Source organism: Alloalcanivorax marinus (genome assembly GCF_016785095.1).
In the GTDB taxonomy this organism is placed as follows: Bacteria; Pseudomonadota; Gammaproteobacteria; order Pseudomonadales; family Alcanivoracaceae; genus Alloalcanivorax; species Alloalcanivorax marinus_A.
Map to the genome: position 1 here is coordinate 185,712 of NZ_JAEKJB010000004.1, position 20,910 is coordinate 206,621.

The window sequence follows — 20,910 nt, forward strand, 5'->3', positions numbered from 1 at the left end:
GCCGCAGCGAGATTTCGTCCATGGCAAGACTGATTTTGTTTAACAAACCCTTTCAGGTGCTCTCGCAGTTCAGCGACGAGCGGGGAAGACGCACCCTCAAGGACTACATCCCGGTGCCGGGCGTCTACCCCGCCGGCCGGCTGGACTGGGACTCCGAGGGCCTGTTGCTGCTCACCGATGACGGCGCCTTGCAGGCGCGCATCGCCAGCCCGCGCTTCCATTTGCCCAAGACCTACCTGGCCCAGGTGGAGGGCGAGCCCGGGGAAGCGGAACTGGAGCGGCTGCGGCGCGGCATCACGCTCAAGGACGGACCCTGCCGGCCGGCGCCGTCACGGGCCATCGACGAGCCCGCGCTGTGGCCCCGCGAACCGCCGGTGCGCACGCGGCTCACGGTAGCGGACCGGTGGCTGGAAATCACCCTGGACGAAGGTCGCAACCGCCAGGTGCGGCGGATGACCGCGGCCATCGGCCACCCCACCCTGCGGCTGGTGCGCTGGCGCATCGGCGACTGGACCCTGGACGGGCTCGCCCCGGGGGAATGGCGGGAACTTACCGTGCACGCTCCGAAGCCGCGCCCATCCAGCGCGCGGCCGCCTCGGCGTCGCGCTCGCGGGCCTCGACCCAGTGCCAGCCGTCGTCGTTGAGCTCCTTCTTCCACAGCGGCACCTGGCTCTTGAGGATATCCATCAGAAAGGCGCAGGCCTCGAAAGCCGCGTGGCGATGACCGGCCCACACCACCACCCGCACGATTTCCTCACCGACCTGGATTTCACCGATCCGATGAATTATTTCGATGGCATTGAGAGGCCAGCGCTCTCGGGCGTGTTCGGCGATCCGCGTCAGGGCGTTTTCGGTCATGCCCGGATAGTGCTCCAGAAACAGCGCCCGCACCCGGCCGGATTCGTCGCGCACGCGACCGGAAAAGCGTACCTCGGCGCCACTGCGGCCATCCTGGCCCTCCACGGAGGACACGCCTTCCAACGGCTCGGCGATGATCGCCACCCGGATGTCGGTCTCTGCGTTGATGGCGGTCATCTCAGCCTCCGGTCACCGGCGGGAACAGGGCCACGGTGTCACCGGCGGCCACCGGACTGTCCGGCGTCGCCAGCTCCTCGTTGATCGCCACCATGCGCCGGGGGGTGGCCTCGAGGGCGATGCCCACCGCCGGGTACTCGGTGGTCAGCCAGTCGCATAACGCCGCTACCGTGGTTACCGCCGCCGGCGGGCTTACGCGCAGTACCTCCTCGCCAACCCGCTCACGCAGGACGGCGAAAAAGCGCACCTCGATGATGGTCCCGTTCATGGGGCCTCCCGACGGAATTCACCGCTGCGGCCACCGGTCTTTTCCACCAGATGGACGTGCTCGATCTCCATGGCCCGGTCCACCGCCTTGCACATGTCGTAGACGGTGAGCGCCGCCACCGAGGCGGCGGTGAGCGCCTCCATCTCGACGCCGGTGCGGCCCTTGAGCTTACAGCGGGCATCCACCCTCAGACCGTCGTCGCCGTCCGGCTCGAGCTGCACTTCCACGCCGCTGAGCATCAGGGGGTGGCACAGGGGAATCAGGTCCCAGGTCTTTTTCGCCGCCTGGATACCGGCCAGGCGCGCCACCGCCAGCACGTCGCCCTTGGGATGTTCCTGGTCCAGAATCATGGCCAGGGTGCGTGGCGCCATGCGCACACGGGCGCGGGCGTGGGCGGTGCGGGCGGTGGTGTCCTTGTCGGTGACATCGACCATGCGGGCGCGGCCCTGGTCGTCCAGATGGCTAAAGGAATCATTCACGGTCTTGCTTTCTCCCGGAGGTGGCTCCATACAACGGCCCGGCGGCTGTCACGGCGGCCTCCGGTGCGCTACCATCTGCGCCCGCTGACCGATCACGACGCCCGGCTGGAGCCTTCGATGAACAGCTTCGAACCGCACATTACTGTGGCCACCATCGTCGAACAAGAGGGCCGCCTTTTGTTCGTGCGCGAAATGCAGGCCGGCCAGGCGGTGCTCAACCAGCCCGCCGGGCACGCCGAGTTCGGCGAGGACCTGATGCAGGCGGCCTACCGGGAAACCCTGGAAGAAACCGCCTGGCGGGTGGAGATCACCGACCTGCTGGGGTGGTATATTTTTCAGCCCCGGCCTGGCGCCGGTGTCTATTATCGCACCTGTTTCGTGGCCCGGGCCCTGGGCCACGATCCGCACCAGAAGCTGGACACCGGCATTCTGGAGGCGCTGTGGCTGAGCCCGGAGGAACTCCAGGCACGCCGCGACGAGCACCGCGGCCCCCTGGTGGAACGCTGCGTGGCGGATTACCTGAGCGGCCGCCGGCTGCCCCTGGACGCCATCTACCAACACCCCTGGCCGCTGCAGCGCGGCTGAGCGAACGGCGAAACGAACCATGTCCGAATCCCTGCACCGTCAAGCCCCCCGCGTGATCGTCGGTATGTCCGGCGGCGTGGACTCCTCGGTGGCCGCCGCCCGCCTGCTGGACGCCGGCTACCGGGTGGAAGGCCTGTTCATGAAGAACTGGAACGAGGACGACGGCACCGAATACTGCACCGCCCGGGAGGACCTGCTGGACGCCATGCAGGTGGCCGGGGTGCTGGGCATCGAGCTGCACACCGCCAATTTCGCCGGTGAGTACTGGGACCGGGTGTTCGAGCATTTCCTGGCCGAATACCGCGCCGGGCGCACCCCCAACCCGGACATCCTGTGCAATAAGGAAATCAAGTTCCGGGCCTTTCTGGATCACGCCCTGACCCTGGGCGCGGACTACATCGCCACCGGCCACTATGCACGGGTCGAACATGATGGCGAACGCGGCCGGCTGCTGCGCGCGGTGGACCTGAACAAGGATCAAACCTACTTCCTGCACGCCGTGGGCGGCGACAAATTCGCGCGCACCCTGTTCCCCCTCGGCGACCTGGAAAAACCGGAAGTGCGGCGCCTTGCCGCCGAACGGGGCTTCGACAACCATAAAAAGAAGGACTCCACCGGCATCTGCTTCATCGGCGAGCGCCGCTTCAAGGACTTCCTTGAGACCTACCTGCCCGCCCGGCCCGGAGATATCGAGGACGACCACGGCCACCTGATCGGTCGCCATGACGGGCTCATGTACTACACCCTGGGCCAGCGCCAGGGCCTGGGCATCGGCGGACGCGCCGACGCCGGCGAGGCGCCCTGGTACGTGGCCGGCAAGGACCTGGAACGCAACGTGCTGATCGCCGTCCAGGGCCAGGACCATCCGCTGCTGTTCAGCAATGAGCTGACCAGCGCCGAGGTGGACTGGATCGCCGGCGCCGCGCCCGCCCTGCCCGCCCGGCTCACCGCCAAGACCCGCTACCGCCAGGCGGACCAGGACTGCCGGGTCGAGGACGCCGGCGCGGGTCGCGTCCGGGTGGTGTTCGATCACCCCCAGCGGGCCGTTACCCCGGGCCAGTCGGTGGTGTTCTACGACGGCGACACCTGCCTGGGCGGCGCCGTGATCGAGGAGACCCGATGAATCACGAACAGCAACAAATGCTGGCCCTGGCGGCGGTGTTCGAGGCCGCCGTGCTGGCCGACCGCATCGCCACCGGCGCCGACACCGACCCCGGCGCCATGGAGGCTCTGTTCGGCGGCGTGATGACCATGGACACCGAGACGGCCACCGGCGTTTACCCCGCCCCGGAGCGTCTCCAGGACGGCATGCGCCTGCTTCGCCAGAGCCTGAGCCGGCAGCAGCCCCGCGAGTCAGCGCGACCGCTGAGCTATGCCCTGGCCCTGCTGCACCTGTCCGCCAAACTGCGCAAGAACAGCGACGTGATCAGCATCCTGCGCCACCGGCTGATCGCCCTGGAGGGCCAGCGTGATCATTTCGACGGGCTCACCAGCGCCACCTTCTGCCACCGGCTGGCCGGCATTTATCTGGATACCCTGGGTACCTTCCGATTCCGCATCCGGGTCCAGGGCGACCCGGCCAAGCTCCAGGACGAGGACAACGCGGCGCGCATCCGCGCGCTGTTCCTGGCCGGCGTGCGCGCCGCCTTCCTGTGGCACGCTCACGGCGGTCGCCGCTGGCGGCTGCTGTTTCAGCGCAAGCAACAACTGGAAGCACTAAATAGCATTAAAAACAATAACTTATAATACAAAACCAAAGTAAATTATAGATTGCGCCGGCGGCGCGCGATTCCCGGTTATTTGCGGTATGATTGCGCCCGCCAAAGGTTTCCCATTTCAGGAGTCCCCCATGTCCAGCCTTAATCCCCTCACCGCCATTTCCCCGGTGGACGGTCGCTACGCCGGCAAGTGCGAGCCCCTGCGCGCCATCACCAGCGAATATGGCCTGATCCGCTACCGGGTCCACGTGGAAGTGAGCTGGCTGGAACAACTGGCCCATGAAAAAGCGATCCCGGAAGTACCGCTGATGAGCGGCAAGGCCGCCTGGCACCTGCGCGGCGTGACCCGGGATTTCGAGGAGAAGGACGCCGAGCGCATCAAGGAAATCGAGCGCACCACCAACCACGACGTCAAAGCCGTGGAGTACTTCATCAAGGAACGCATGGCCGAGCACGAAGAGCTCGACAAGATGACCGAGTTCGTCCATTTCGCCTGCACCAGCGAGGACATCAACAACCTGTCCTACGCGATGATGCTGCGCGAGGCCCGCGACGCCCTGCTGCCCAAGCTCGACCAGATCATCCGCTCCCTGCGCCAGCTCGCCCACGGCCTGGCGGATGTGCCGATGCTGTCGCGCACCCACGGCCAGTCCGCCTCCCCCACCACCGTGGGCAAGGAAATGGCCAACGTGGTGGAGCGCCTCAAGCGCCAGCGCGATCAGTTCGTAGCGGTGCGGATTCTCGGCAAGATCAACGGCGCGGTGGGCAACTACAACGCCCATTACGCGGCCTATCCGGACGTGGACTGGCCGGCTTTCGCGCGGCGCTTCGTGGAGAGCCTGGGACTGGCCTTCAACCCGTTCACCACCCAGATCGAGCCCCATGACTGGGTAGCGGAGTATTTCCACGCCCTGATGCGCTTCAACACCATCCTGCTGGACTTCGACCGGGACGTGTGGGGCTACATTTCCCTGGGCTACTTCAAGCAGCGCGCCGTGGAAGGCGAAGTGGGCTCCTCCACCATGCCGCACAAGGTCAACCCGATCGACTTCGAGAACTCCGAGGGCAACCTGGGCATCGCCAACGCGGTGATGGGCCATCTGGCCGCCAAGCTGCCGGTGTCCCGCTGGCAGCGCGACCTCACCGATTCCACCGTGCTGCGCAACGTGGGCGTGGGCCTGGCCCACAGCCTGATCGCCTACGAAGCCTCCCTGAAAGGCATCGGCAAGCTGGAGGTCAACCCGGAGCGCCTCGAGGATGACCTGGACCACGCCTGGGAAGTGCTCGCCGAACCGATCCAGACGGTGATGCGCCGCTACGGCATCGAGAAGCCCTACGAAAAGCTCAAGGAACTGACCCGGGGCAAGGCCATCACCCAGGAGGCGCTGGCCGACTTCATCGATGGCCTGGCCATTCCCGAGGACGCCAAGGAGCGTCTCAAGGCGCTCACCCCGGGTGGTTACACCGGCAACGCCGGTCGCCAGGCCCGCGACGTTCAGTAACACCGCCGCCGGCCCGAGCGCCGGCCCGGAGCTTTGATGACCGTGGATGCCGTTTCGCCGCGTTTCACGCTGCCCCTGGCGCCTGGGGATTTCCTGGCGCGCTACTGGCAACGCGCCCCCCTGTTCATGCCCGCCGCCGCTGCCGGGCTCGAACACCCGGATGCCGACACCCTGGCGGGGCTGGCCCTGGAGCCGGAGGTGGAATCCCGCCTGATCGAAGGCGCCGGCGATGGCCCCTGGTCCCTGGAGCAAGGCCCCTTCGAGGAGGCCCGCTTCAGCGAGCTGGGAGAGCGGGACTGGACCCTGCTGGTGCAGTCCGTGGACCACTACCTTACGGAAGTGTCGCTGCTGCTCGACGATTTCGCTTTCCTGCCCGGCTGGCGTCTTGAGGACATCATGATCAGCTACGCCGCCGAAGGCGGCAGCGTAGGTCCGCATTTCGATCAGTACGACGTGTTCCTGATCCAGGCCAGTGGCCGGCGTCACTGGCGGTTGGGGCCCGTCTGCGACGATGAAAGCCGCCTGCGCGGCGATGTTCCGCTGAAAATGCTGGCCGACATGCCGGTGGACGGCGAGCATATCGCCGGCCCCGGCGATGTGCTTTACCTGCCCCCCGGCGTGGCCCATCACGGCGTCGCCCTGGACAGCGACTGCGTGACCTGGTCGGTGGGCTTCCGGGCCCCGGACTACCGGGATCTGCTGGCGGAGGTGGTAGCCGAGACCCTGGCCGAGAGCCCCACCCGCCTGTACGCCGACCCCGGTCGCGCCCTGACCACCGACCCGGGCCGGCTCGACGCCGGTGAGCGCGAGGCCATGCTGGACGCGGCGCTGGCGCTGTTCGACCGGGACGCTGGCCGGCGCGCCCTGGCCCGCTGGCTCAGTACCCCCCGGCAAACGGGACTTGATTTTCTGGTCGACCCGGCGCACATTCGCGCCGCCGACCCGGATGCCGCCCTGGTGCGCCACGGCGGCGTACGCCTGCTGGTGGTGGACGACACCGCCTGGCTGAACGGCGAGGCCTGGCCGCTACGCGGCTCCCAGGCCGCCCTGGCCGGGCTGCTTGCCCGCCAGCGGCGCTATACGAACGACGAGCTGGCCGCGGTGCTCGACGCCGACAGCCGGCCCCTGCTGGATCACTGGATAGACCAGGGCTACTTTGCCGAGCTTTAACGAGAACGCCATGGCCTTTAGCATCATTGAGACAACCTGGGACGAACACCGCGCCGAACTGAGCGCCCTGCGCGAACGTATCTTCATTGGCGAACAAGGTGTCCCGGAGGAACTGGAATGGGACGGCGCCGACCCCGCCGCCCGGCACTTCCTGGCGTTCGACGACGCCGGCAAACCGATCGGTTGTCTGCGCCTTCTGGGCAGCGGCCAGATCAGCCGCCTGTGCGTGCTGGAAACCCACCGCAACAGCGGCGTTGGCCGCGCCCTGCTGGTGGCCGCCGAGGAAGCCGCCCGCGCCGCCGATATGGGCGAGGTGTTCCTGTACGCCCAGACCCACGCCACCAGCTTCTACGAAACCGCCGGCTTCAGTGTCTCCGGCGGCATCTTCATGGACGCCCACATCCCCCACCGGCAGATGTTCAAGCTGCTGGACTGACATGCGCTTGCGGCTCGGCGAGGACGATACCCTGCATCACCCGGACCCGAGCCAGGCCGCCGGAGCCCTGGCCGACCTGATCCGTGCCTGCCGGCGTCGCCTGTGGCTACGGGTGCCGGCCCTGGACGCGCTCACCGCCGACCCGGCGGTGCTCGACGCCCTCAAAGCCCTCACCCTGTCCTCGCCCCAGGCCGATCTGCGCGTACTGTTCGACGACGTGGACCAGACGGTCAAACGCGGCCATGGCCTGGTGCATCTGGCCCGCCGCCTGCCCTCCCGCCTGCATTTGCGCCAGACCCAGCCCGACGACGCCGATCCAACGCTGTGCTTCGCGGTGGCCGAACGCACCGGCCTGTTCGAAGCGACCGGCTGGCCACGCCCGGAACGCCTGGACCTGTGCGCCCACGCCCTGCCCCGGGCACCGCGCCGCGCGGAACACTTCGACCGTGTCTGGGAGCGTGCCCGAAGCAATCCGGAGTTGCGCGAATTGCGCCTGTGACCTTATCCGGCGCGGCAAAAAGCGGCATCATAAGAGCCGCACAATAACGACGAATCAAGAGAGACCCATGGCCGAGAGCACCAAATACCTGCTGTCCGAAGAACGCATGCCCCGCGACTGGTACAACATCATGGCGGACTTTCCGACGCCCATGGCCCCGGTGCTGCACCCCGCCACCCACCAGCCGGTGGCCCCCGGCGATCTGGCACCGCTGTTCCCGGACACCCTGATCGCCCAGGAGATGACCACCGAGCGGCACGTGGAAATTCCCACTCCGGTTCGCGACATCTACCGCCTGTGGCGGCCCAGCCCGCTGATCCGCGCGCGCCGTCTGGAAAAGGCCCTGGACACCCCGGCGAAGATTTACTTCAAGTACGAAGGGGTCAGCCCGGCGGGCTCCCATAAGCCCAATACCGCCGTGGCCCAGGCGTTCTACAACGCCGAGGCCGGCATCAAGCGGCTCACCACCGAAACCGGCGCCGGCCAGTGGGGCTCATCGCTGGCCTTCGCCGGCAGCCTGTTCGACCTGCAGGTCAAGGTGTTCCAGGTCAAGGTGTCGTTCCAACAGAAGCCCTACCGGCAGGCGCTGATGCGCACCTACGGCGCCGAATGCGTGGCCTCGCCCTCCAACCTCACCGAATCCGGCCGCGCGATCCTGGCGGAGAACCCGGATCACCCGGGCAGCCTGGGCATCGCCATCAGCGAGGCGGTGGAACTGGCTGCCCAGGACGAGGGCACCAAATACGCCCTGGGCTCGGTGCTCAACCATGTGATGCTGCACCAGAGCGTAATCGGCCTGGAGGCCATGGAGCAGTTCGAAATGGCCGGCGACGACCCGGACATCATCATCGGCTGCACCGGTGGCGGCTCCAACTTCGCCGGCATCGCCTTCCCGTTCCTGGGCGCCCAGCTGCGTGGCGGCAAGCGCCGCCGCATCATCGCCGTGGAACCGGCCGCCTGCCCCACCCTGACCCAGGGCCGCTTCGCCTATGATTTCGGCGATACCGCCCATCTCACGCCGCTCACCAAGATGCACACCCTGGGCTCCAGCTTCACGCCGCCGGGTTTCCACGCCGGTGGCCTGCGCTATCACGGCATGGGCGCCCAGGTGTCCCATGTGCTGGAGCTCGGCCTGATCGAAGCGCGCGCCTATCAGCAGCTGGGTTGCTTCGAGGCGGCGGTGGAGTTCGCCCGCCACGAGGGCATCGTGCCGGCGCCGGAGTGCACCCACGCGGTCAAGGGCGCCATCGATGAGGCCCTGCGCTGCAAGGCGGAGGGCAAGTCGGAGACCATCCTGTTCAACCTTTCCGGCCACGGCCATTTCGACATGCAGGCCTACATCGATTATTTCGACGGCAAGCTGGAAGACGGCGACTACGACGCCGCCGGCGCCGAGGCGGCGCTGTCGCGTCTGCCACAACTGGGCTGATCATCAAGAGGGGAAAAAAATGGCGTTTTTCGACGGTTTGATCGCGCTGATCGTGCTGGGGCTGGTATTGATGGGCGTCGGCTTCGGCGCCCGCCAGTCCGCCTGGGGCCTGACCCTGCTGGCCCTGGGCACGATCTGCATGCTGGCCACCATTGGCTATAAGGTCTACATGACCGTTCAGTGATCCAGCCCGGCCACCAGCTCCCAGAGCCGGTGGCCGCTGTGACGGTACTTTTCCTCGAAATCGGTGATTGGCTCACCGTCCCCGCTCAGCGGCGACACCGTCGCCGCGCGGCCCGCCACCTCCAGCGCCCGCGCCATTTCCCTGGCGTAGAGTTCCCAATTGGTACGCAACACCAGGGTGCCCCCCAACGCCAACAGATGGGGAAACACCGGGTGGCCGTGCCAGCGGCGCTTCAGGTGCGCGCTTTTCGGCCACGGATTCGGATACAACAGGTAATGGCGCCAGGGTCGCCAGCCGGCGGACTCCGCCAGACGCCAGAAGCCGGCGCAGTCGGTACGCAGCAACAGCAGATTGCCCGGCGCCTCGAAGCGCCGCGCCGCCCGTTCCAGACGGTGGGCGGACTGGTCCAGCCCCAGCACCAGCGCCTCCGGATAGCGGCGCGCCAACCATACCGAGGAGCGGCCGGTACCACAGCCGGAATCCAGAATCAGCGGCCGGGCCTGGTCAGCGAGCCACTGCTCGGCGCGGGCGAAGGCCTGGCGATCGTGGTCCGCCAGGGGAGCCCGCCAGACATGGCCCAGATGGCGACGCACGGTGTCCGCCAATGACGAATGCGGCCCGCCCTGGTTGCTGGTCACGGCCCGGCTGTTACCGAACATGGAAAGCCTCGAAGATGGAAATCACGGACGTTTTACGGTGGTTTTTCACAAATTCCGCTGTGCGGTTCCCGGCCGGCGTCATGATTCGATACACTCCGGCGCGTTACGGGAGAGTTTTTTATTATGCGTTTTTTCCTGCCTTTTTTCTGCCTTTTCCTGCTCACCGCCTGCCAGGGTCGCGACATCGAGAAAGAGGATTACGAGGACGATTTTCTTCTCGTCGCCCATCAGAGCATCAAGACCTCCGGCTCTGACTACGGCCAAGAAGTGGACCTGCAGGCCATCGTTCGGAACCGCGTCGCCGACGATGCCGGTAGCGGCCTGTGGCTGCGCACCACCCTGCCCTGGCTGCGTATTGGCGGCGGTCAACTGGACACCCGTGACCTGGCCCGCCTGGGCGACCGAGCCGAACCATTTCGACGGTTCCAGGAGAGCGGCACCCTGAGCCGCGTGAAGAACGGGCGCATTACCGAGACCCGTCTGGCTGATCCGGAGCTTGAGCAACGTTTGCAGGAACGTTTCGGTGACAAGATCGAGCAGTTGCTGGACCAATCCACCGCCACCGCCGTACCGCTCCCGGATGACCCTCAACCCGGCGATACCTGGCAGGCCAGCGCCTCTCTCTGGGGGTTGCCCAAGGTCGAGGCCGACTACCGGGTTCTGGCGCGGGACGGGGAGCGGGTACTGGTGGCCATGACGCTCAACGGCGAACGGGTGGAAGGCCAGGCGCGCATGATCGCGCGCTGGCCCAGCGGCATGCCCGAGGCGCTGCGCCTGCACAGCGAGCTGTACATGCCCGACCAGGACGCGCTTGTAGAACAGCGCTTGCAACTGGTGAGCCAGCGCCACTATCCCAACCTGGTGCGGGATTGGGACGTGGACCCCACGCATCTGCAAATGCAGGCCGATTTCCAGAAACGTCAGTTCCGTGAAATGCCGCTGCGCGAACCCGACGACACCCTGCCGTTACGGGACCGTGCCGACATGGATGCTCTGCTCGACAGCCTCGAGGACAGCTTCCTTTATCAGGTCGAGGAACAGCGGGTGATGACCCGCGGTGACTGGGCCCTGGCCGCGCCGCTGCAACAACAAGCGGAATTGCACTTCACCGGCTTCAATGGCGACGCCCCGGACGGTCTGGTGCTGAACCGAATGGCGGAGAACGGCGGCTTCTTCCGGCTCGCGGACCCGGGCCCGCCGGACATGGACCTGGGCCGGGATTTGCTCATCGCCACCGCGCCGGACGCTTTCCAGCCCGGCAAGCCGCTGTCGCTCACCGCCGAGGCCCGGATCTGGGAGCCCGCCGAGCCCGTTACCCTGACCAAGGGCGACCCCGTTCCCGACGGCGTGAGCGTGCTCGACTGGGGGAAGCAACGTCTGGACCTGCGCCTGGAAGACGGCCAACCAGTACGCGCCCAGCCCCTGGACGCCGACGGCCGCCCCCTGCCCATGGCAATGACCCTGCGCCCGGTCAAACAAGCCGACGAGAGCCCGGAGACCTTTATCGAGCGCCTGTCGCTGAACCCGGCTCCGCTGCGCCTGAGCCTGCGCACCGATACCCCCATCGCCGCGCTTCGCCTCACCCCCATGGAGTCACGGCGGCGCGCCCTGACCATGACGGTGCGCCCCCAGCCGGACGACGGCGACCTTCATCCCCCTGGTGCCCGGCACCAGCTCCCGGGCCTGCGCGACGCCCCGGACGATACCGCCCGGCTGCTGCGGGACATCGAGTTGCAGGCCCTCGACCACCATCGCCTGCGGGTCACCGGCCCGATCGGTTTCCGCCTGTGTAACGTAGTCCCCGAGGGCGCCCCGGACTATCACGGCACGCCACTGCATTTCACCTGGTCCGCCCCGACGCGGCACGAAGAAGACGGCCGCCCCGGGTTCGAGCTGCGCACCAAGGACGACCGGATTCGTTATTTCTATGGCCGGCGCCTGTCCTTCGAGGCGCGCTGCCCGACCCGGGTGGAAACGGTAGTCCTGACCCGGGAGCAGCCCGGTTGCGCGCACTTCGAAGGCGATAACGGCGTGCTACTGGGCGACGATTGCAAGGCGGCCCACTACGATGCCCTGGACGACACCGGCCTGGCCCTGCGTGAACTCGGTGAGGACGACAACGGCGTGCTGCGCTTCTGGGGCCCGGTGAAATCCGTCCGCCTGCTGCGCACCCACGGTGAACAGACCCGAACCCTCGAAGCCACCCTTCCGGAGCTGCCGCAATGAGCGTTTTCCCATGGACCCGGAACCTGATCCTGCTGCTCGGTGCCCTTCTGCTGGCCCGGGCGGCCCACGCCGAACGCCTCTACTTCACCGATTATGGCTACCCGGCCAAGACCGAGCAGGCCCGGTTTTTCTATGTGGACACGCCCCTGCCGGAGAATCCGGACGGCCCCGGCTATCTCTATAAGGCCTATTACACAAGCAACGATGCGCTCTATGCCGAGGGGGCCCGCGCCGGCACCGACAAGGACGCCGACTGGTATGGCGACTGGCGCTATCTCTACCCGGACGGCACCCTGAAGGAAAAAGGACACAGCGACGAACAAGGCCGTCTGGACGGCGAGATCATCTCCTACCACGAGAACGGCCAGGAGGATAAATTCAGGCCTTACCGCCACGGCAAGCCCCACGGCGTGGAGAAACACTACGACGAGGACGGCAACCTGCTGGCCCGGACGCCCTACAAGGACGGCGCCGTTACCGGTATGCGGGTGGCCTACTACCCCAAGGTTGGCGACCAGGAAGGCGGCAAGGATGGCGGCCAGATCCATGAGGAAAGGCGCTACAAGGGCGGCCGCTACGACTTTCTCTTCAACCGCTATGACCGCGACGGCAACCCGCTCGCCCACGAGGCCTATGTGGCCCCCGGGATCCTGATGGGTTGGCACAAGAACAGCGATGGCGTCTACCTGAGCCGCGAAGCCACCTACCAGCGCGATGCACAGGGCCGGTTCCGTAACGACGCGCCGGTGTGGCTACGCCTCAAGGCCGAGAATAACCCGGACGGCACGCTGAGGTTCGTATACCTGCGCTACCCGAAAGAAGACAGCGTGTGGAAAATCGGCTTCGCCAACGATCGGGTAGTGAAGCTGCAACACCTGATCGGCGGGATTGCCCAGGGCAAGGCCATCATCGGCCAGTATAGCGGTGCGCGGGAGGAAGGCCAGATGAAGGATAGCCGGCGCGACGGTGAATGGCGCGGTTACGACGACCACGGCGACCTGATCGCGGTAAAGCGGTTCCGGAACGGCCAGCGCCACGGCGAAAGCCGCGAACGCAGCGGCCCGGAGAACCAGCGCTGGACCTACCATGAGTACCGCCAGGGCAAGAAGGACGGCCCCTGGCACACCGAAAACGCTGACGGCGAAGTGCTGGAATCCGGCCGTTATCGGAACGACAAGCCGGTGGGCGACTGGCGCACCCTGGACACCAACGGCAACGTGGAGCAGGCACATTATGTGAACGGCGAGTTGCACGGTGACTGGACCCGAAGTACCCCGGACGGCACCCTGCTGGATCAGCGCCACTACCGGAACGGCAAGGCCATCGGCGACTGGGTGAGCCATGACAAGGACGGCAACCTGGTGTTCCGGGCCCACTTCGTGAATGGCGAAAAAGAAGGCGAAGCCTTCAAGGTGCTGTATGAAGGGCGCCAGAGACATGCCCATTTCAAGGCCGGCAAGCGCGACGGTGAATACCTGGAAACCAGCCCCGAAGGTTACCCTCGACTGGTGGGCCAGTACCGCGACGACAAACGCCAGGGGCGTTTCATCGAATACGATGAGGAAGGCCGGGTGGAACGCATTACCCCGTACCGGGACGGCCTGGAGAACGGCGAAGGCTGGATCAGCGACCGCGACGGCAAGATGGTACCGGCGCGCTGGCGCAACGGCGACCGCCTCAAGCCCTGACCCGGCCCGCCGGGTGACGGCAAGGAAGCCGCTCCTCGCCCCATCGACGGGCCCGGGGCGGCCTGTGCAGCCCGGCCCCGTTGTCGCTATGATGCGAGTTCGACCTTTTCCTGGGACCATCGTCATGCGCATGCCAAGTCGACGCCGATGCACGCCCGGCCACCGGACGCTGGCCCTGTTGCTGCTGCTGATCGTCGCCCCGCTGCTGGCCCGCGCCGAGGCCATGTCGATCCATGTCATCCAGCGCGCCGATGCCCAGGCCCTGGTGCCGGTGATCCGCCCCCTCCTTCCGGAGGGCGGCTACGTCAACGCCTACCAGGGCAAGCTGGTGATCCGCACCACCAGCGCCAATTTCGACCAGGTTCTGGCCGCCCTCGGCGACATGCCGGAAGTGCCGCGCACGGTGACCGTGCACCTGCGCCGCCGCGCCGACGGCGAACGCGGTGGCGGCGGCGTCACCCTGGGGCCGGACGGCATACGGGCCGGAGCCGGCTCGATCAGCCACCAGCGCCAGGACGACTACCGCATCAACACCCTGGCCGGCCACGCCGCCGGCATCAGCCAGGGCACCCTGGTGGCCCTCACCGGCACCCAGTACCCGGCACTGATGAGCCTGAAACAGGGCATCCGGATCACCCCGGTGCTGACCGGGGACGGTCGCGTGCGCCTGACCGTGGCTCAGCGTTTTGACGAACCGGCCGGCAATGGCCTGGCCCGTACCCAGGGCAGCGACACCACCCTGGTGGTGACACCGGGACAATGGCAGGCCCTGGGCGCCATCACCGTCAGCGAACGTACCGGAGCCCGTGGCCTGAGCGGCGCCGCCACCCACAGCGAACGGCTCGATCTGCCCCTGGAAGTCAAAGTGGAGATTGGCGGTCGCTGACCCAGCCGGCGGGACAATTCGGCGCCCCAACATTGAGCATTCACATCTTGTAACGCACCGGAATCGGGCGCGAATTCGTCCTCAAGCCCCTTACATGGCGGTGTCCGACCCTTCTCTCACCGTCCCATGATATGGCCCGCTTATTGCTAATGCTTTTCCTGCCCTTGTAAATTTACTAATCGATTAATTAATATGTCGATTAGTCGCGCTAACAACAAGGCTCAACAGGAGAACTGCGATGCGAAAACTGATTCTGGCTCCAATAATTGCGACTGCTCTGATGGCCTCTACCCAGGCCTCGGCGCAAGACACCCTGAAAATCGGGCTGATCCAGCCCCTCACCGGTTCGGTGGCCTACAACGGCACCGCCGACGCCAACGGTGCCCGGCTCGCCGTCAAGGAGCGCAACGCCAACGGCGGCGTGCTCGGCAAGCAAGTGGAACTGATCATCGAGGACGGCCAGTGCAGCCCGGCCAACTCGGTGAACGCCGCCGAGAAACTGATCCAGCGCGACAAGGTAGTGGCTCTGGTCGGCGCCTTCTGCAGCTCCGCCACCTCGGCGGTGATGCCGGTGGCGGGCAAGTACAAGACGCCCTTTCTGACCGGCGTTTCCTCCGAAGCCAGCCTCACCGAGAAAGGCAACCCCTACTTCTTCCGCTCCGCGGAAACCGACGCCCTGCTCGGCAAGGCGTTTTCCCGGTTGATCGTCGACAACCTGGGCCTCAAGAAAGTGGCCTATATCGGCGTCAACGACGACTGGGGCCGGGGCAGTGCCAAGGCGTTCGAGCAGGAGTTATCCAGCCACGGCGTGGAAACCGCGCTGATCGAATACTTCAACCATGGCGCCACCGACTTCTATACGCTGCTCACCAAACTGCGCGGCTCCGGTGCCGATGGCGTGTTCGTGGCCGCCGAAACCCAGGACGGTTCCACCCTGGTCAAGCAGATCAAGCAGTTCGGCATCGACATGGACGTGTTCGGCGTCGGCTCCTGGGCCACCAGCGACTTCATCAAGATCACCGGTGACGCGGCGGAAGGCATCTATGCCGCCGTGCCCTATGTGTCCAACCTGCCCGGCGAGCGCAACGAGCGCTTCGTGAAGGAATACAGCGCCGCCTACGACCACGCCCCCGGCAAATACGCCGCCGCCGGCTACAACTCCATGAACATCATGATGGACGCCATCGACCGGGCCGGCGACACCGACGCCCAGGCCATCGTCGACGGGCTCCATGCCACCGACTACGAAGCCCCCAACGGCCGCTACCGGTTCACCGAAAAGGGCCAGGGCTACGGCTTCGAAGCGGCACTGGTGCAAATCCAGGACGGCCACACCGAGGTGGTCGCCACCACCCGTATCGCCAACCCCGAAGCCGACAGCGGCGGGCAATAATCCATGGATATGTTGTTGCAGTTTGTCGCCAACGGTCTGGTGTCGGGAGCGTTCTACGCGCTCTCGGCCCTGGGCCTGACCCTGATCTTCGGGCTGATGCGGGTGGTCAACTTCGCCCACGGTGAGCTCTATATGCTGGGCGGCGTGATGGGCTGGCTGGCCACCACGGTGCTCGGCCTGAACTTCTTCGCCGGCCTGGCGCTGACCCTGGCGGTGATGGGCGCCTGTGGCTGGCTGGTGGATCGCTTCCTGATCGAGCGGGTGCGCGACCAGGGCGAGGAGCCCAGCATTCTGCTCACCATCGGCCTGTCGATCTTCCTCACCAACACCGCCCTGCTGCTGGTGGGCACCGCGCCGCTGACCATCGAGGGCCCGCTGCCCAACAAACCGGTGTTCCTGGGCCCGGTGGTGCTTACCGAGCTGCGCGTGTTCGCGGTGGCCGCCTGCGCGGTGCTGATTCTCGCCGCCCATCTGGTGATCCGTCACACGCGGCTGGGGCGCGCCATGCGCGCCACCTTCCAGGACCCGATGGCGGCCCGTCTGGCGGGCATCAACACCGCCCGCGTCTATGCCAGCACCTTCGCCCTGGGCACCATGCTGGCGGCTTCCGCCGGCATGCTGTTGGGCTCGATCTACTCCACCCACGTCAGCGCCGGCGGCGTGGTCAGTCTCAAGGCGTTCGTGGTGGTGATCCTGGGCGGCATGGGCAGCTTCGCCGGCGCCATCGTCGGTGGCCTGCTGCTGGGCGTGGCCGAGGCACTGTGGGGAGGCTACATCTCCACCGGCACGGTGGACATCATCGGCTTCATCATCGTGATCCTGACTCTGATCTTCAAACCCTACGGGCTGTTTTCAACCCAGGTGGAGAGGGCCTGAGCATGAAATTCGAACGCAATACCCTGCTGGTGCTGGGCCTGATCGCCCTCGCCTTCCCGTTACTGGTGGGCGACCAGTACCTGCTGCACATCGGCATCATGGTGCTGCTGTACGCGGTGCTCGCCACCAGCCTCAATCTGATCGTCGGCTATGTCGGCGAGTTCTCCCTGGGCCATACCGCCTTTCTTGGCCTGGGCGCCTACACCGCCGCGCTGCTGTCATTGCGGCTGGGGCTGCCGGCCTGGGCCACCATCCCGCTGGCCGGAGTGGTCTCGGCCCTGTTCGGTGTCGCCATCGGCGCCATCACCCTGCGCCTGCGCGGGCCCTACTTCGTGATCATCACCCTGGCGTTCGCCGAGGTACTGCGGCTGATCGCCAACAACTGGGTGGGCTTCACCAACGGCCCCATGGGCCTGTCCGGGGTGGCGCAACCGGCGCTGCTGGCGGACGCCTCGCCGCTGATGGCCAAGCGCTTCTATTTCTATCTGGCCCTGGCCCTGACCGCTCTGGCTCTCTATCTGGCCTACCGGTTCGTGTACTCCAACAATGGCCGTGCCGCGGTAACCGTGCGCGAGAACCGCTTCGTCGCTCAATCCGTGGGTATCCGTCCGTTCGTCTACGCCATGCGGGCCTTCGTGCTGGGCGCCTTCCTGGCCGGCCTGGCCGGTGGCTTCTATGCCCACTACATCACCTTCGTGGGCGCCAATGTGTTCGGTTTCGCGTTCATGGTGAGCATGATCATCATGGTGCTGATCGGCGGCAAGGGCACCCTGATCGGTCCCCTTCTGGGCGCTCTTCTGGTCACCCTGCTTACTGAGTACCTGCGTGAACTGCAGGAACTGAGGCTGTCGCTGTTCGGGCTGATCGTGATGGGCGTGGTGTTGTTCCTGCCTAATGGCCTGATGGGTTTTCTCAATCACCGTCGCGAGCGCAACCAGAGCGATGACACCGCCGACACCGCGACCCGCGTTCAGGGAGGCCCGGCATGAACCCGACGCAAACCAACACGCCCTTGCTGACCGTGGCGGGTCTGAGCAAGACCTTTGGCGGCATCAAGGCGGTGCAGGACATCGACTTCCAGGTCAACCGGGGCGAAGTGTTCGGTCTGATCGGCCCGAACGGCGCCGGCAAGACCACCTGCTTCAACCTGATCACCGGTTTCTACACGCCCACCACCGGCCAGGTCGCCTTCCAGGGGCGGGACATCACCGGCCAGAGCCCTTACCGGATCGCCCGCCAGGGGCTGGTGCGCAGTTTCCAGAAAACCAACGTGCTCAAGCCGCTGACGGTGTTTGAAAACGTGCTCGCCGGGCACTACCTGAGTGCCAAGCAAAGCCTGCTGAGCACCTTGTTTCCCACCGCGCCGGTGCGCAAGGCGGAACGGGAAGCCCGTGACAGCGCGGCGCGCATCGTGGCCCTGCTGGATCTGGGCGCGCGCCTGGATACACCGGCCTACCGGCTTTCCTGCGGCGAACTGAGACTGCTGGAAGTGGCGGTGGCGCTGGCCGCCAAACCCACCCTGCTGATGCTCGACGAGCCGGCGGCCGGGCTCAACAGCCAGGAAGCGATGCGCTTCGGTGGCATTCTCAAGGAACTGCGCCGCGAACAGGTGCCGTCCATCGTCATCGTCGAACACAACATGAATCTGGTCATGGATGTCAGCGACCGGGTCATGGTGATGGACTTTGGCCGCAAGCTGGCCGAGGGCGCCCCCGCCGAGGTCAAGAATGACCCGAGGGTGGTGGAAGCCTATCTGGGGAGGGCAAGAGCATGAACGATACCGCTGTGCATGAAACCGCGCGCGATACTTTGCTGCGGGTTCGCGACCTGCATGTGGCCTACGGCAAGATCGCCGCCCTGCATGGCATCGATCTGGATGTCGCCCAGGGTGAAACCGTGGCTCTGATCGGCGCCAACGGAGCCGGTAAGAGCACCATTCTGCGAGCCATCTCCGGCCTGCTGAAACCAAGCCGGGGCAGCATCCACTGGGATGGCCGTGAAATCGCCGGCCTGCCGGCGGAGAAAGTGGTCGCCGGCGGCATTGCCCATTGCCCGGAAGAGCGACATGTGTGGCCGGCCATGACGGTGCGCGAGAATCTGATGCTGGGTGCCTTCCTGACCGGTTCGAAACACCGGGTGGAAGAACGCGTGGGCATGGCCTTTCACCGCTTCCCAAGGCTGCGCGAGCGCTACAAGCAGATGGCCGGCACCCTCAGCGGGGGCGAACAGCAGATGCTCGCCATCGCCCGCGCCCTGATGTCGGAACCACGCCTGCTGCTGCTCGACGAGCCCAGCCTGGGCCTGTCTCCGAAGATGGCCGACGAGGTGTTCGACGTGGTGCGCGAGATCAATGGTCACGGCGTTACCGTGCTGGTGGTGGAGCAGAACGTGCACAACGCCCTGGCGGTGGCCTCCCGAGCCTATGTGGTCGAGACCGGCACCATCAGCACCGAGGCGGACAGCACCACCCTGCTTGAGGACCCGGAGGTGCTGAGCGCCTATCTGGGCGCCTGAGAATACCCTTCCGTTCCGTACGGACGACGGTGTGATCACGATCCGGAAGCACCGTCACCATAATTAATTAGTCGAATAGTTAATAAGGAGTTTTTCAATGTCTGAGCAAATTCGTGTCGCCATTATCGGCGGCGGTATCGGCGGTGTCGCCCTGGCCCGGGCCCTGAGCCGCCGTGGCATCGATTTTCACCTGTTCGAGCAGGCGCCCGCGTTTGGTGAAGTGGGCGCCGGCGTGCAGATGACCCCCAACGCGGTGAAAGTGCTCAAGGCCCTGGGCCTGACCCGGGAACTGGCGGACATCGGCTTCCTGCCGGAATCGATGCGCGGCATCAACTGGCAAACTGGCGATACCCTGTTCCGCACGCCGCTCAAGGATACCTTCCCCAAGGTCTACGGCGCCGAGTTCTACCATGTGCACCGCGCCGACCTGCACGGCATTCTGTGCGCCGACCTGCCGGCGCACAAAATCACCTTCAATGCCCGCTGCACCGGTATCGAGGAACAGAATGACGGCGTCCTGGCGCGGTTCGACGATGGCACCGAATTCAAAGCCGACCTGGTGGTGGGCGCCGACGGTATCCACTCACCGGTGCGTGCCTCCCTGTGGAGCCAGGACGAACCGCGGTTCACCGGCCATATGTGCTGGCGGGCGCTGGTGCCGGTGGATCAGCATCCGCTGCCGTTCGTTGGCCCGGACGCCGCCTTCTGGATGGGCCCCAAGGCCCATGTGGTCACCTATTACGTGAAAGGCGGCAAGGCGGTGAACATCGTCGCCGTCACCGAAACCGCCGACTGGGTGGAGGAATCCTGGACCGAACCGAGCAGCACCGAGGAGTTGCTGGCCGCCTATGAAGGCTGGAACGACGATCTGATCCGGCTGTTCAAGATGACCGACCCCAGCCAGACCTTCAAATGGGGCCTGTTCGATCATGACCCCATGGCGCGCTGGTCCACCGACCGTGCCACCCTGCTCGGCGACGCCGCCCACCCGATGCTGCCGTTCCTGTCCCAGGGCGCCGCCATGGCCATCGAGGACGCCTATGTACTGGCCGAGGCGCTGACCCACTACCAGGGCGACAGCGCCGCCGCGCTGCGCGCCTACGAACAGGAGCGCCGGCCGCGCACCTCCGAAGTGCAGTTGCAGGCCCGTGAGCGCGGCCGCAGCTACCACCTGTCCACGCCGGAAGAACTGCGTAAGCGCGACGAGGCGTTCCGCGAAGCGCAGAAGAAGGACCCCAACGCGGTGGGTATCCGCGCCGAGTGGATCTACGAATACGACGCCACCACCTGCGCCGAGCGGTTCGACGCCCCCACCACCGCCTGACCGGAGCGACGCCATGCACACAACCGACAAAAAAAATCG

Annotated in this window: 23 protein-coding genes; 19 read left to right on the plus strand and 4 right to left on the minus strand. The window is 66.1% G+C overall.

Going from position 1 to position 20,910, the window contains the following annotated elements; translation table 11 throughout:
- The first annotated feature begins 20 nt into the window (after positions 1-20).
- Positions 21-644 carry a pseudouridine synthase gene (locus JF515_RS05555; RefSeq protein ID WP_203101791.1) on the plus strand — a complete coding sequence of 208 codons (624 nt, stop codon included), beginning with the start codon at positions 21-23 and terminating at the stop codon, positions 642-644.
- Here the strand turns inward: JF515_RS05555 and JF515_RS05560 are convergent.
- From JF515_RS05560 to moaC, 3 genes are read right to left on the minus strand one after another with little or no spacing between them, the layout of a single operon-like run.
- The gene (locus JF515_RS05560; protein WP_203101793.1) at positions 550-1,035 is read right to left on the minus strand and encodes a molybdenum cofactor biosynthesis protein MoaE; all 486 of its coding nucleotides are present in this window, start codon (positions 1,033-1,035) and stop codon (positions 550-552) included. The two genes, JF515_RS05555 and JF515_RS05560, sit on opposite strands and share 95 nt — an antisense overlap.
- 1 nt (position 1,036) lies before the next feature.
- On the minus strand, positions 1,037-1,303 hold the full coding sequence (moaD, locus tag JF515_RS05565) for a molybdopterin converting factor subunit 1 (RefSeq protein ID WP_238400876.1): 267 nt from the start codon (positions 1,301-1,303) through the stop codon (positions 1,037-1,039).
- Positions 1,300-1,737 (minus strand): cyclic pyranopterin monophosphate synthase MoaC, encoded by a 438-nt coding sequence (gene moaC, locus JF515_RS05570; protein WP_238400887.1) that lies wholly within the window; start codon positions 1,735-1,737, stop codon positions 1,300-1,302. The genes moaD and moaC overlap by 4 nt, the downstream gene beginning before the upstream one ends.
- Positions 1,738-1,899: 162 nt before the next feature.
- Between moaC and JF515_RS05575 the strand changes: the two genes are divergently transcribed.
- The 9 genes from JF515_RS05575 (at position 1,900) to JF515_RS05615 (ending at position 9,305) form a co-directional block, all read left to right on the plus strand.
- Positions 1,900-2,367 carry an NUDIX hydrolase gene (locus JF515_RS05575; protein ID WP_203101882.1) on the plus strand — a complete coding sequence of 156 codons (468 nt, stop codon included), beginning with the start codon at positions 1,900-1,902 and terminating at the stop codon, positions 2,365-2,367.
- A gap of 19 nt (positions 2,368-2,386) precedes the next feature.
- Entirely contained in the window at positions 2,387-3,490 is a 1,104-nt protein-coding gene (mnmA, locus tag JF515_RS05580) for a tRNA 2-thiouridine(34) synthase MnmA (protein ID WP_203101800.1), read from the plus strand.
- Complete coding sequence (gene hflD, locus JF515_RS05585; protein WP_203101802.1) at positions 3,487-4,113, plus strand: high frequency lysogenization protein HflD; 627 nt, start codon at positions 3,487-3,489, stop codon at positions 4,111-4,113. The genes mnmA and hflD overlap by 4 nt, the downstream gene beginning before the upstream one ends.
- Before the next feature lie 103 nt (positions 4,114-4,216).
- On the plus strand, positions 4,217-5,587 hold the full coding sequence (gene purB / locus JF515_RS05590; protein WP_203101804.1) for an adenylosuccinate lyase: 1,371 nt from the start codon (positions 4,217-4,219) through the stop codon (positions 5,585-5,587).
- Between the two features lie 36 nt (positions 5,588-5,623).
- The gene (locus JF515_RS05595) at positions 5,624-6,757 is read left to right on the plus strand and encodes a cupin domain-containing protein (RefSeq protein WP_203101806.1); all 1,134 of its coding nucleotides are present in this window, start codon (positions 5,624-5,626) and stop codon (positions 6,755-6,757) included.
- A gap of 10 nt (positions 6,758-6,767) precedes the next feature.
- The gene (locus tag JF515_RS05600; protein ID WP_203101808.1) at positions 6,768-7,193 is read left to right on the plus strand and encodes a GNAT family N-acetyltransferase; all 426 of its coding nucleotides are present in this window, start codon (positions 6,768-6,770) and stop codon (positions 7,191-7,193) included.
- Position 7,194: 1 nt separating this feature from the next.
- Positions 7,195-7,692, plus strand: coding sequence for a hypothetical protein (locus tag JF515_RS05605; protein ID WP_203101810.1), 498 nt, complete (start codon positions 7,195-7,197; stop codon positions 7,690-7,692).
- A 67-nt stretch (positions 7,693-7,759) separates the two neighbouring features.
- Complete coding sequence (locus JF515_RS05610; RefSeq protein WP_203101812.1) at positions 7,760-9,121, plus strand: TrpB-like pyridoxal phosphate-dependent enzyme; 1,362 nt, start codon at positions 7,760-7,762, stop codon at positions 9,119-9,121.
- A gap of 19 nt (positions 9,122-9,140) precedes the next feature.
- Positions 9,141-9,305: a hypothetical protein gene (locus JF515_RS05615; RefSeq protein WP_203101814.1), complete on the plus strand. Its 165-nt coding sequence runs from the start codon at positions 9,141-9,143 to the stop codon at positions 9,303-9,305.
- Here the strand turns inward: JF515_RS05615 and trmB are convergent.
- Positions 9,299-9,964, minus strand: a complete 666-nt coding sequence (gene trmB / locus JF515_RS05620; protein WP_203101815.1) for a tRNA (guanine(46)-N(7))-methyltransferase TrmB — start codon at positions 9,962-9,964, stop codon at positions 9,299-9,301. The two genes, JF515_RS05615 and trmB, sit on opposite strands and share 7 nt — an antisense overlap.
- Positions 9,965-10,087: 123 nt before the next feature.
- Between trmB and JF515_RS05625 the strand changes: the two genes are divergently transcribed.
- From JF515_RS05625 to JF515_RS05665, 9 genes are all read left to right on the plus strand, one after another.
- Positions 10,088-12,190 (plus strand): hypothetical protein, encoded by a 2,103-nt coding sequence (locus JF515_RS05625; RefSeq protein WP_203101816.1) that lies wholly within the window; start codon positions 10,088-10,090, stop codon positions 12,188-12,190.
- Complete coding sequence (locus tag JF515_RS05630; protein WP_203101817.1) at positions 12,187-13,878, plus strand: toxin-antitoxin system YwqK family antitoxin; 1,692 nt, start codon at positions 12,187-12,189, stop codon at positions 13,876-13,878. Before JF515_RS05625 ends, JF515_RS05630 begins: the two co-directional genes overlap by 4 nt.
- Before the next feature lie 124 nt (positions 13,879-14,002).
- Positions 14,003-14,764 carry a hypothetical protein gene (locus JF515_RS05635; RefSeq protein WP_203101818.1) on the plus strand — a complete coding sequence of 254 codons (762 nt, stop codon included), beginning with the start codon at positions 14,003-14,005 and terminating at the stop codon, positions 14,762-14,764.
- Between the two features lie 238 nt (positions 14,765-15,002).
- A complete protein-coding gene (locus JF515_RS05640) occupies positions 15,003-16,157 on the plus strand; it encodes an ABC transporter substrate-binding protein (RefSeq protein ID WP_203101819.1) in 1,155 nt (384 codons plus the stop codon).
- A gap of 3 nt (positions 16,158-16,160) precedes the next feature.
- Positions 16,161-17,033, plus strand: coding sequence for a branched-chain amino acid ABC transporter permease (locus JF515_RS05645; protein ID WP_203101820.1), 873 nt, complete (start codon positions 16,161-16,163; stop codon positions 17,031-17,033).
- A 2-nt stretch (positions 17,034-17,035) separates the two neighbouring features.
- Positions 17,036-18,022 carry a branched-chain amino acid ABC transporter permease gene (locus JF515_RS05650; protein ID WP_203101821.1) on the plus strand — a complete coding sequence of 329 codons (987 nt, stop codon included), beginning with the start codon at positions 17,036-17,038 and terminating at the stop codon, positions 18,020-18,022.
- Complete coding sequence (locus JF515_RS05655; protein WP_203101884.1) at positions 18,019-18,807, plus strand: ABC transporter ATP-binding protein; 789 nt, start codon at positions 18,019-18,021, stop codon at positions 18,805-18,807. Before JF515_RS05650 ends, JF515_RS05655 begins: the two co-directional genes overlap by 4 nt.
- A complete protein-coding gene (locus tag JF515_RS05660; protein WP_203101823.1) occupies positions 18,804-19,547 on the plus strand; it encodes an ABC transporter ATP-binding protein in 744 nt (247 codons plus the stop codon). The genes JF515_RS05655 and JF515_RS05660 overlap by 4 nt, the downstream gene beginning before the upstream one ends.
- A gap of 97 nt (positions 19,548-19,644) precedes the next feature.
- The gene (locus JF515_RS05665) at positions 19,645-20,871 is read left to right on the plus strand and encodes an FAD-dependent monooxygenase (protein ID WP_203101825.1); all 1,227 of its coding nucleotides are present in this window, start codon (positions 19,645-19,647) and stop codon (positions 20,869-20,871) included.
- Positions 20,872-20,910 lie beyond the last annotated feature (39 nt).

Excerpts from the sequence above, each read along its gene's own strand:
- JF515_RS05595 (WP_203101806.1), top strand. The coding sequence starts at position 5,624 with ATGACCGTGGATGCCGTTTCGCCGCGTTTCACGCTGCCCCTGGCGCCT.
- mnmA (WP_203101800.1), top strand. The coding sequence starts at position 2,387 with ATGTCCGAATCCCTGCACCGTCAAGCCCCCCGCGTGATCGTCGGTATG.
- JF515_RS05615 (WP_203101814.1), top strand. The coding sequence starts at position 9,141 with ATGGCGTTTTTCGACGGTTTGATCGCGCTGATCGTGCTGGGGCTGGTA.
- JF515_RS05640 (WP_203101819.1), top strand. The coding sequence starts at position 15,003 with ATGCGAAAACTGATTCTGGCTCCAATAATTGCGACTGCTCTGATGGCC.
- JF515_RS05655 (WP_203101884.1), top strand. The coding sequence starts at position 18,019 with ATGAACCCGACGCAAACCAACACGCCCTTGCTGACCGTGGCGGGTCTG.
- JF515_RS05660 (WP_203101823.1), top strand. The coding sequence starts at position 18,804 with ATGAACGATACCGCTGTGCATGAAACCGCGCGCGATACTTTGCTGCGG.
- JF515_RS05665 (WP_203101825.1), top strand. The coding sequence starts at position 19,645 with ATGTCTGAGCAAATTCGTGTCGCCATTATCGGCGGCGGTATCGGCGGT.
- JF515_RS05560 (WP_203101793.1), bottom strand. The coding sequence starts at position 1,035 with ATGACCGCCATCAACGCAGAGACCGACATCCGGGTGGCGATCATCGCC.
- JF515_RS05605 (WP_203101810.1), top strand. The coding sequence starts at position 7,195 with ATGCGCTTGCGGCTCGGCGAGGACGATACCCTGCATCACCCGGACCCG.
- JF515_RS05610 (WP_203101812.1), top strand. The coding sequence starts at position 7,760 with ATGGCCGAGAGCACCAAATACCTGCTGTCCGAAGAACGCATGCCCCGC.
- JF515_RS05635 (WP_203101818.1), top strand. The coding sequence starts at position 14,003 with ATGCGCATGCCAAGTCGACGCCGATGCACGCCCGGCCACCGGACGCTG.
- JF515_RS05555 (WP_203101791.1), top strand. The coding sequence starts at position 21 with ATGGCAAGACTGATTTTGTTTAACAAACCCTTTCAGGTGCTCTCGCAG.
- JF515_RS05650 (WP_203101821.1), top strand. The coding sequence starts at position 17,036 with ATGAAATTCGAACGCAATACCCTGCTGGTGCTGGGCCTGATCGCCCTC.
- JF515_RS05630 (WP_203101817.1), top strand. The coding sequence starts at position 12,187 with ATGAGCGTTTTCCCATGGACCCGGAACCTGATCCTGCTGCTCGGTGCC.
- purB (WP_203101804.1), top strand. The coding sequence starts at position 4,217 with ATGTCCAGCCTTAATCCCCTCACCGCCATTTCCCCGGTGGACGGTCGC.
- JF515_RS05645 (WP_203101820.1), top strand. The coding sequence starts at position 16,161 with ATGGATATGTTGTTGCAGTTTGTCGCCAACGGTCTGGTGTCGGGAGCG.
- JF515_RS05600 (WP_203101808.1), top strand. The coding sequence starts at position 6,768 with ATGGCCTTTAGCATCATTGAGACAACCTGGGACGAACACCGCGCCGAA.
- hflD (WP_203101802.1), top strand. The coding sequence starts at position 3,487 with ATGAATCACGAACAGCAACAAATGCTGGCCCTGGCGGCGGTGTTCGAG.
- trmB (WP_203101815.1), bottom strand. The coding sequence starts at position 9,964 with ATGTTCGGTAACAGCCGGGCCGTGACCAGCAACCAGGGCGGGCCGCAT.
- moaD (WP_238400876.1), bottom strand. The coding sequence starts at position 1,303 with ATGAACGGGACCATCATCGAGGTGCGCTTTTTCGCCGTCCTGCGTGAG.
- JF515_RS05625 (WP_203101816.1), top strand. The coding sequence starts at position 10,088 with ATGCGTTTTTTCCTGCCTTTTTTCTGCCTTTTCCTGCTCACCGCCTGC.
- JF515_RS05575 (WP_203101882.1), top strand. The coding sequence starts at position 1,900 with ATGAACAGCTTCGAACCGCACATTACTGTGGCCACCATCGTCGAACAA.
- moaC (WP_238400887.1), bottom strand. The coding sequence starts at position 1,737 with ATGGTCGATGTCACCGACAAGGACACCACCGCCCGCACCGCCCACGCC.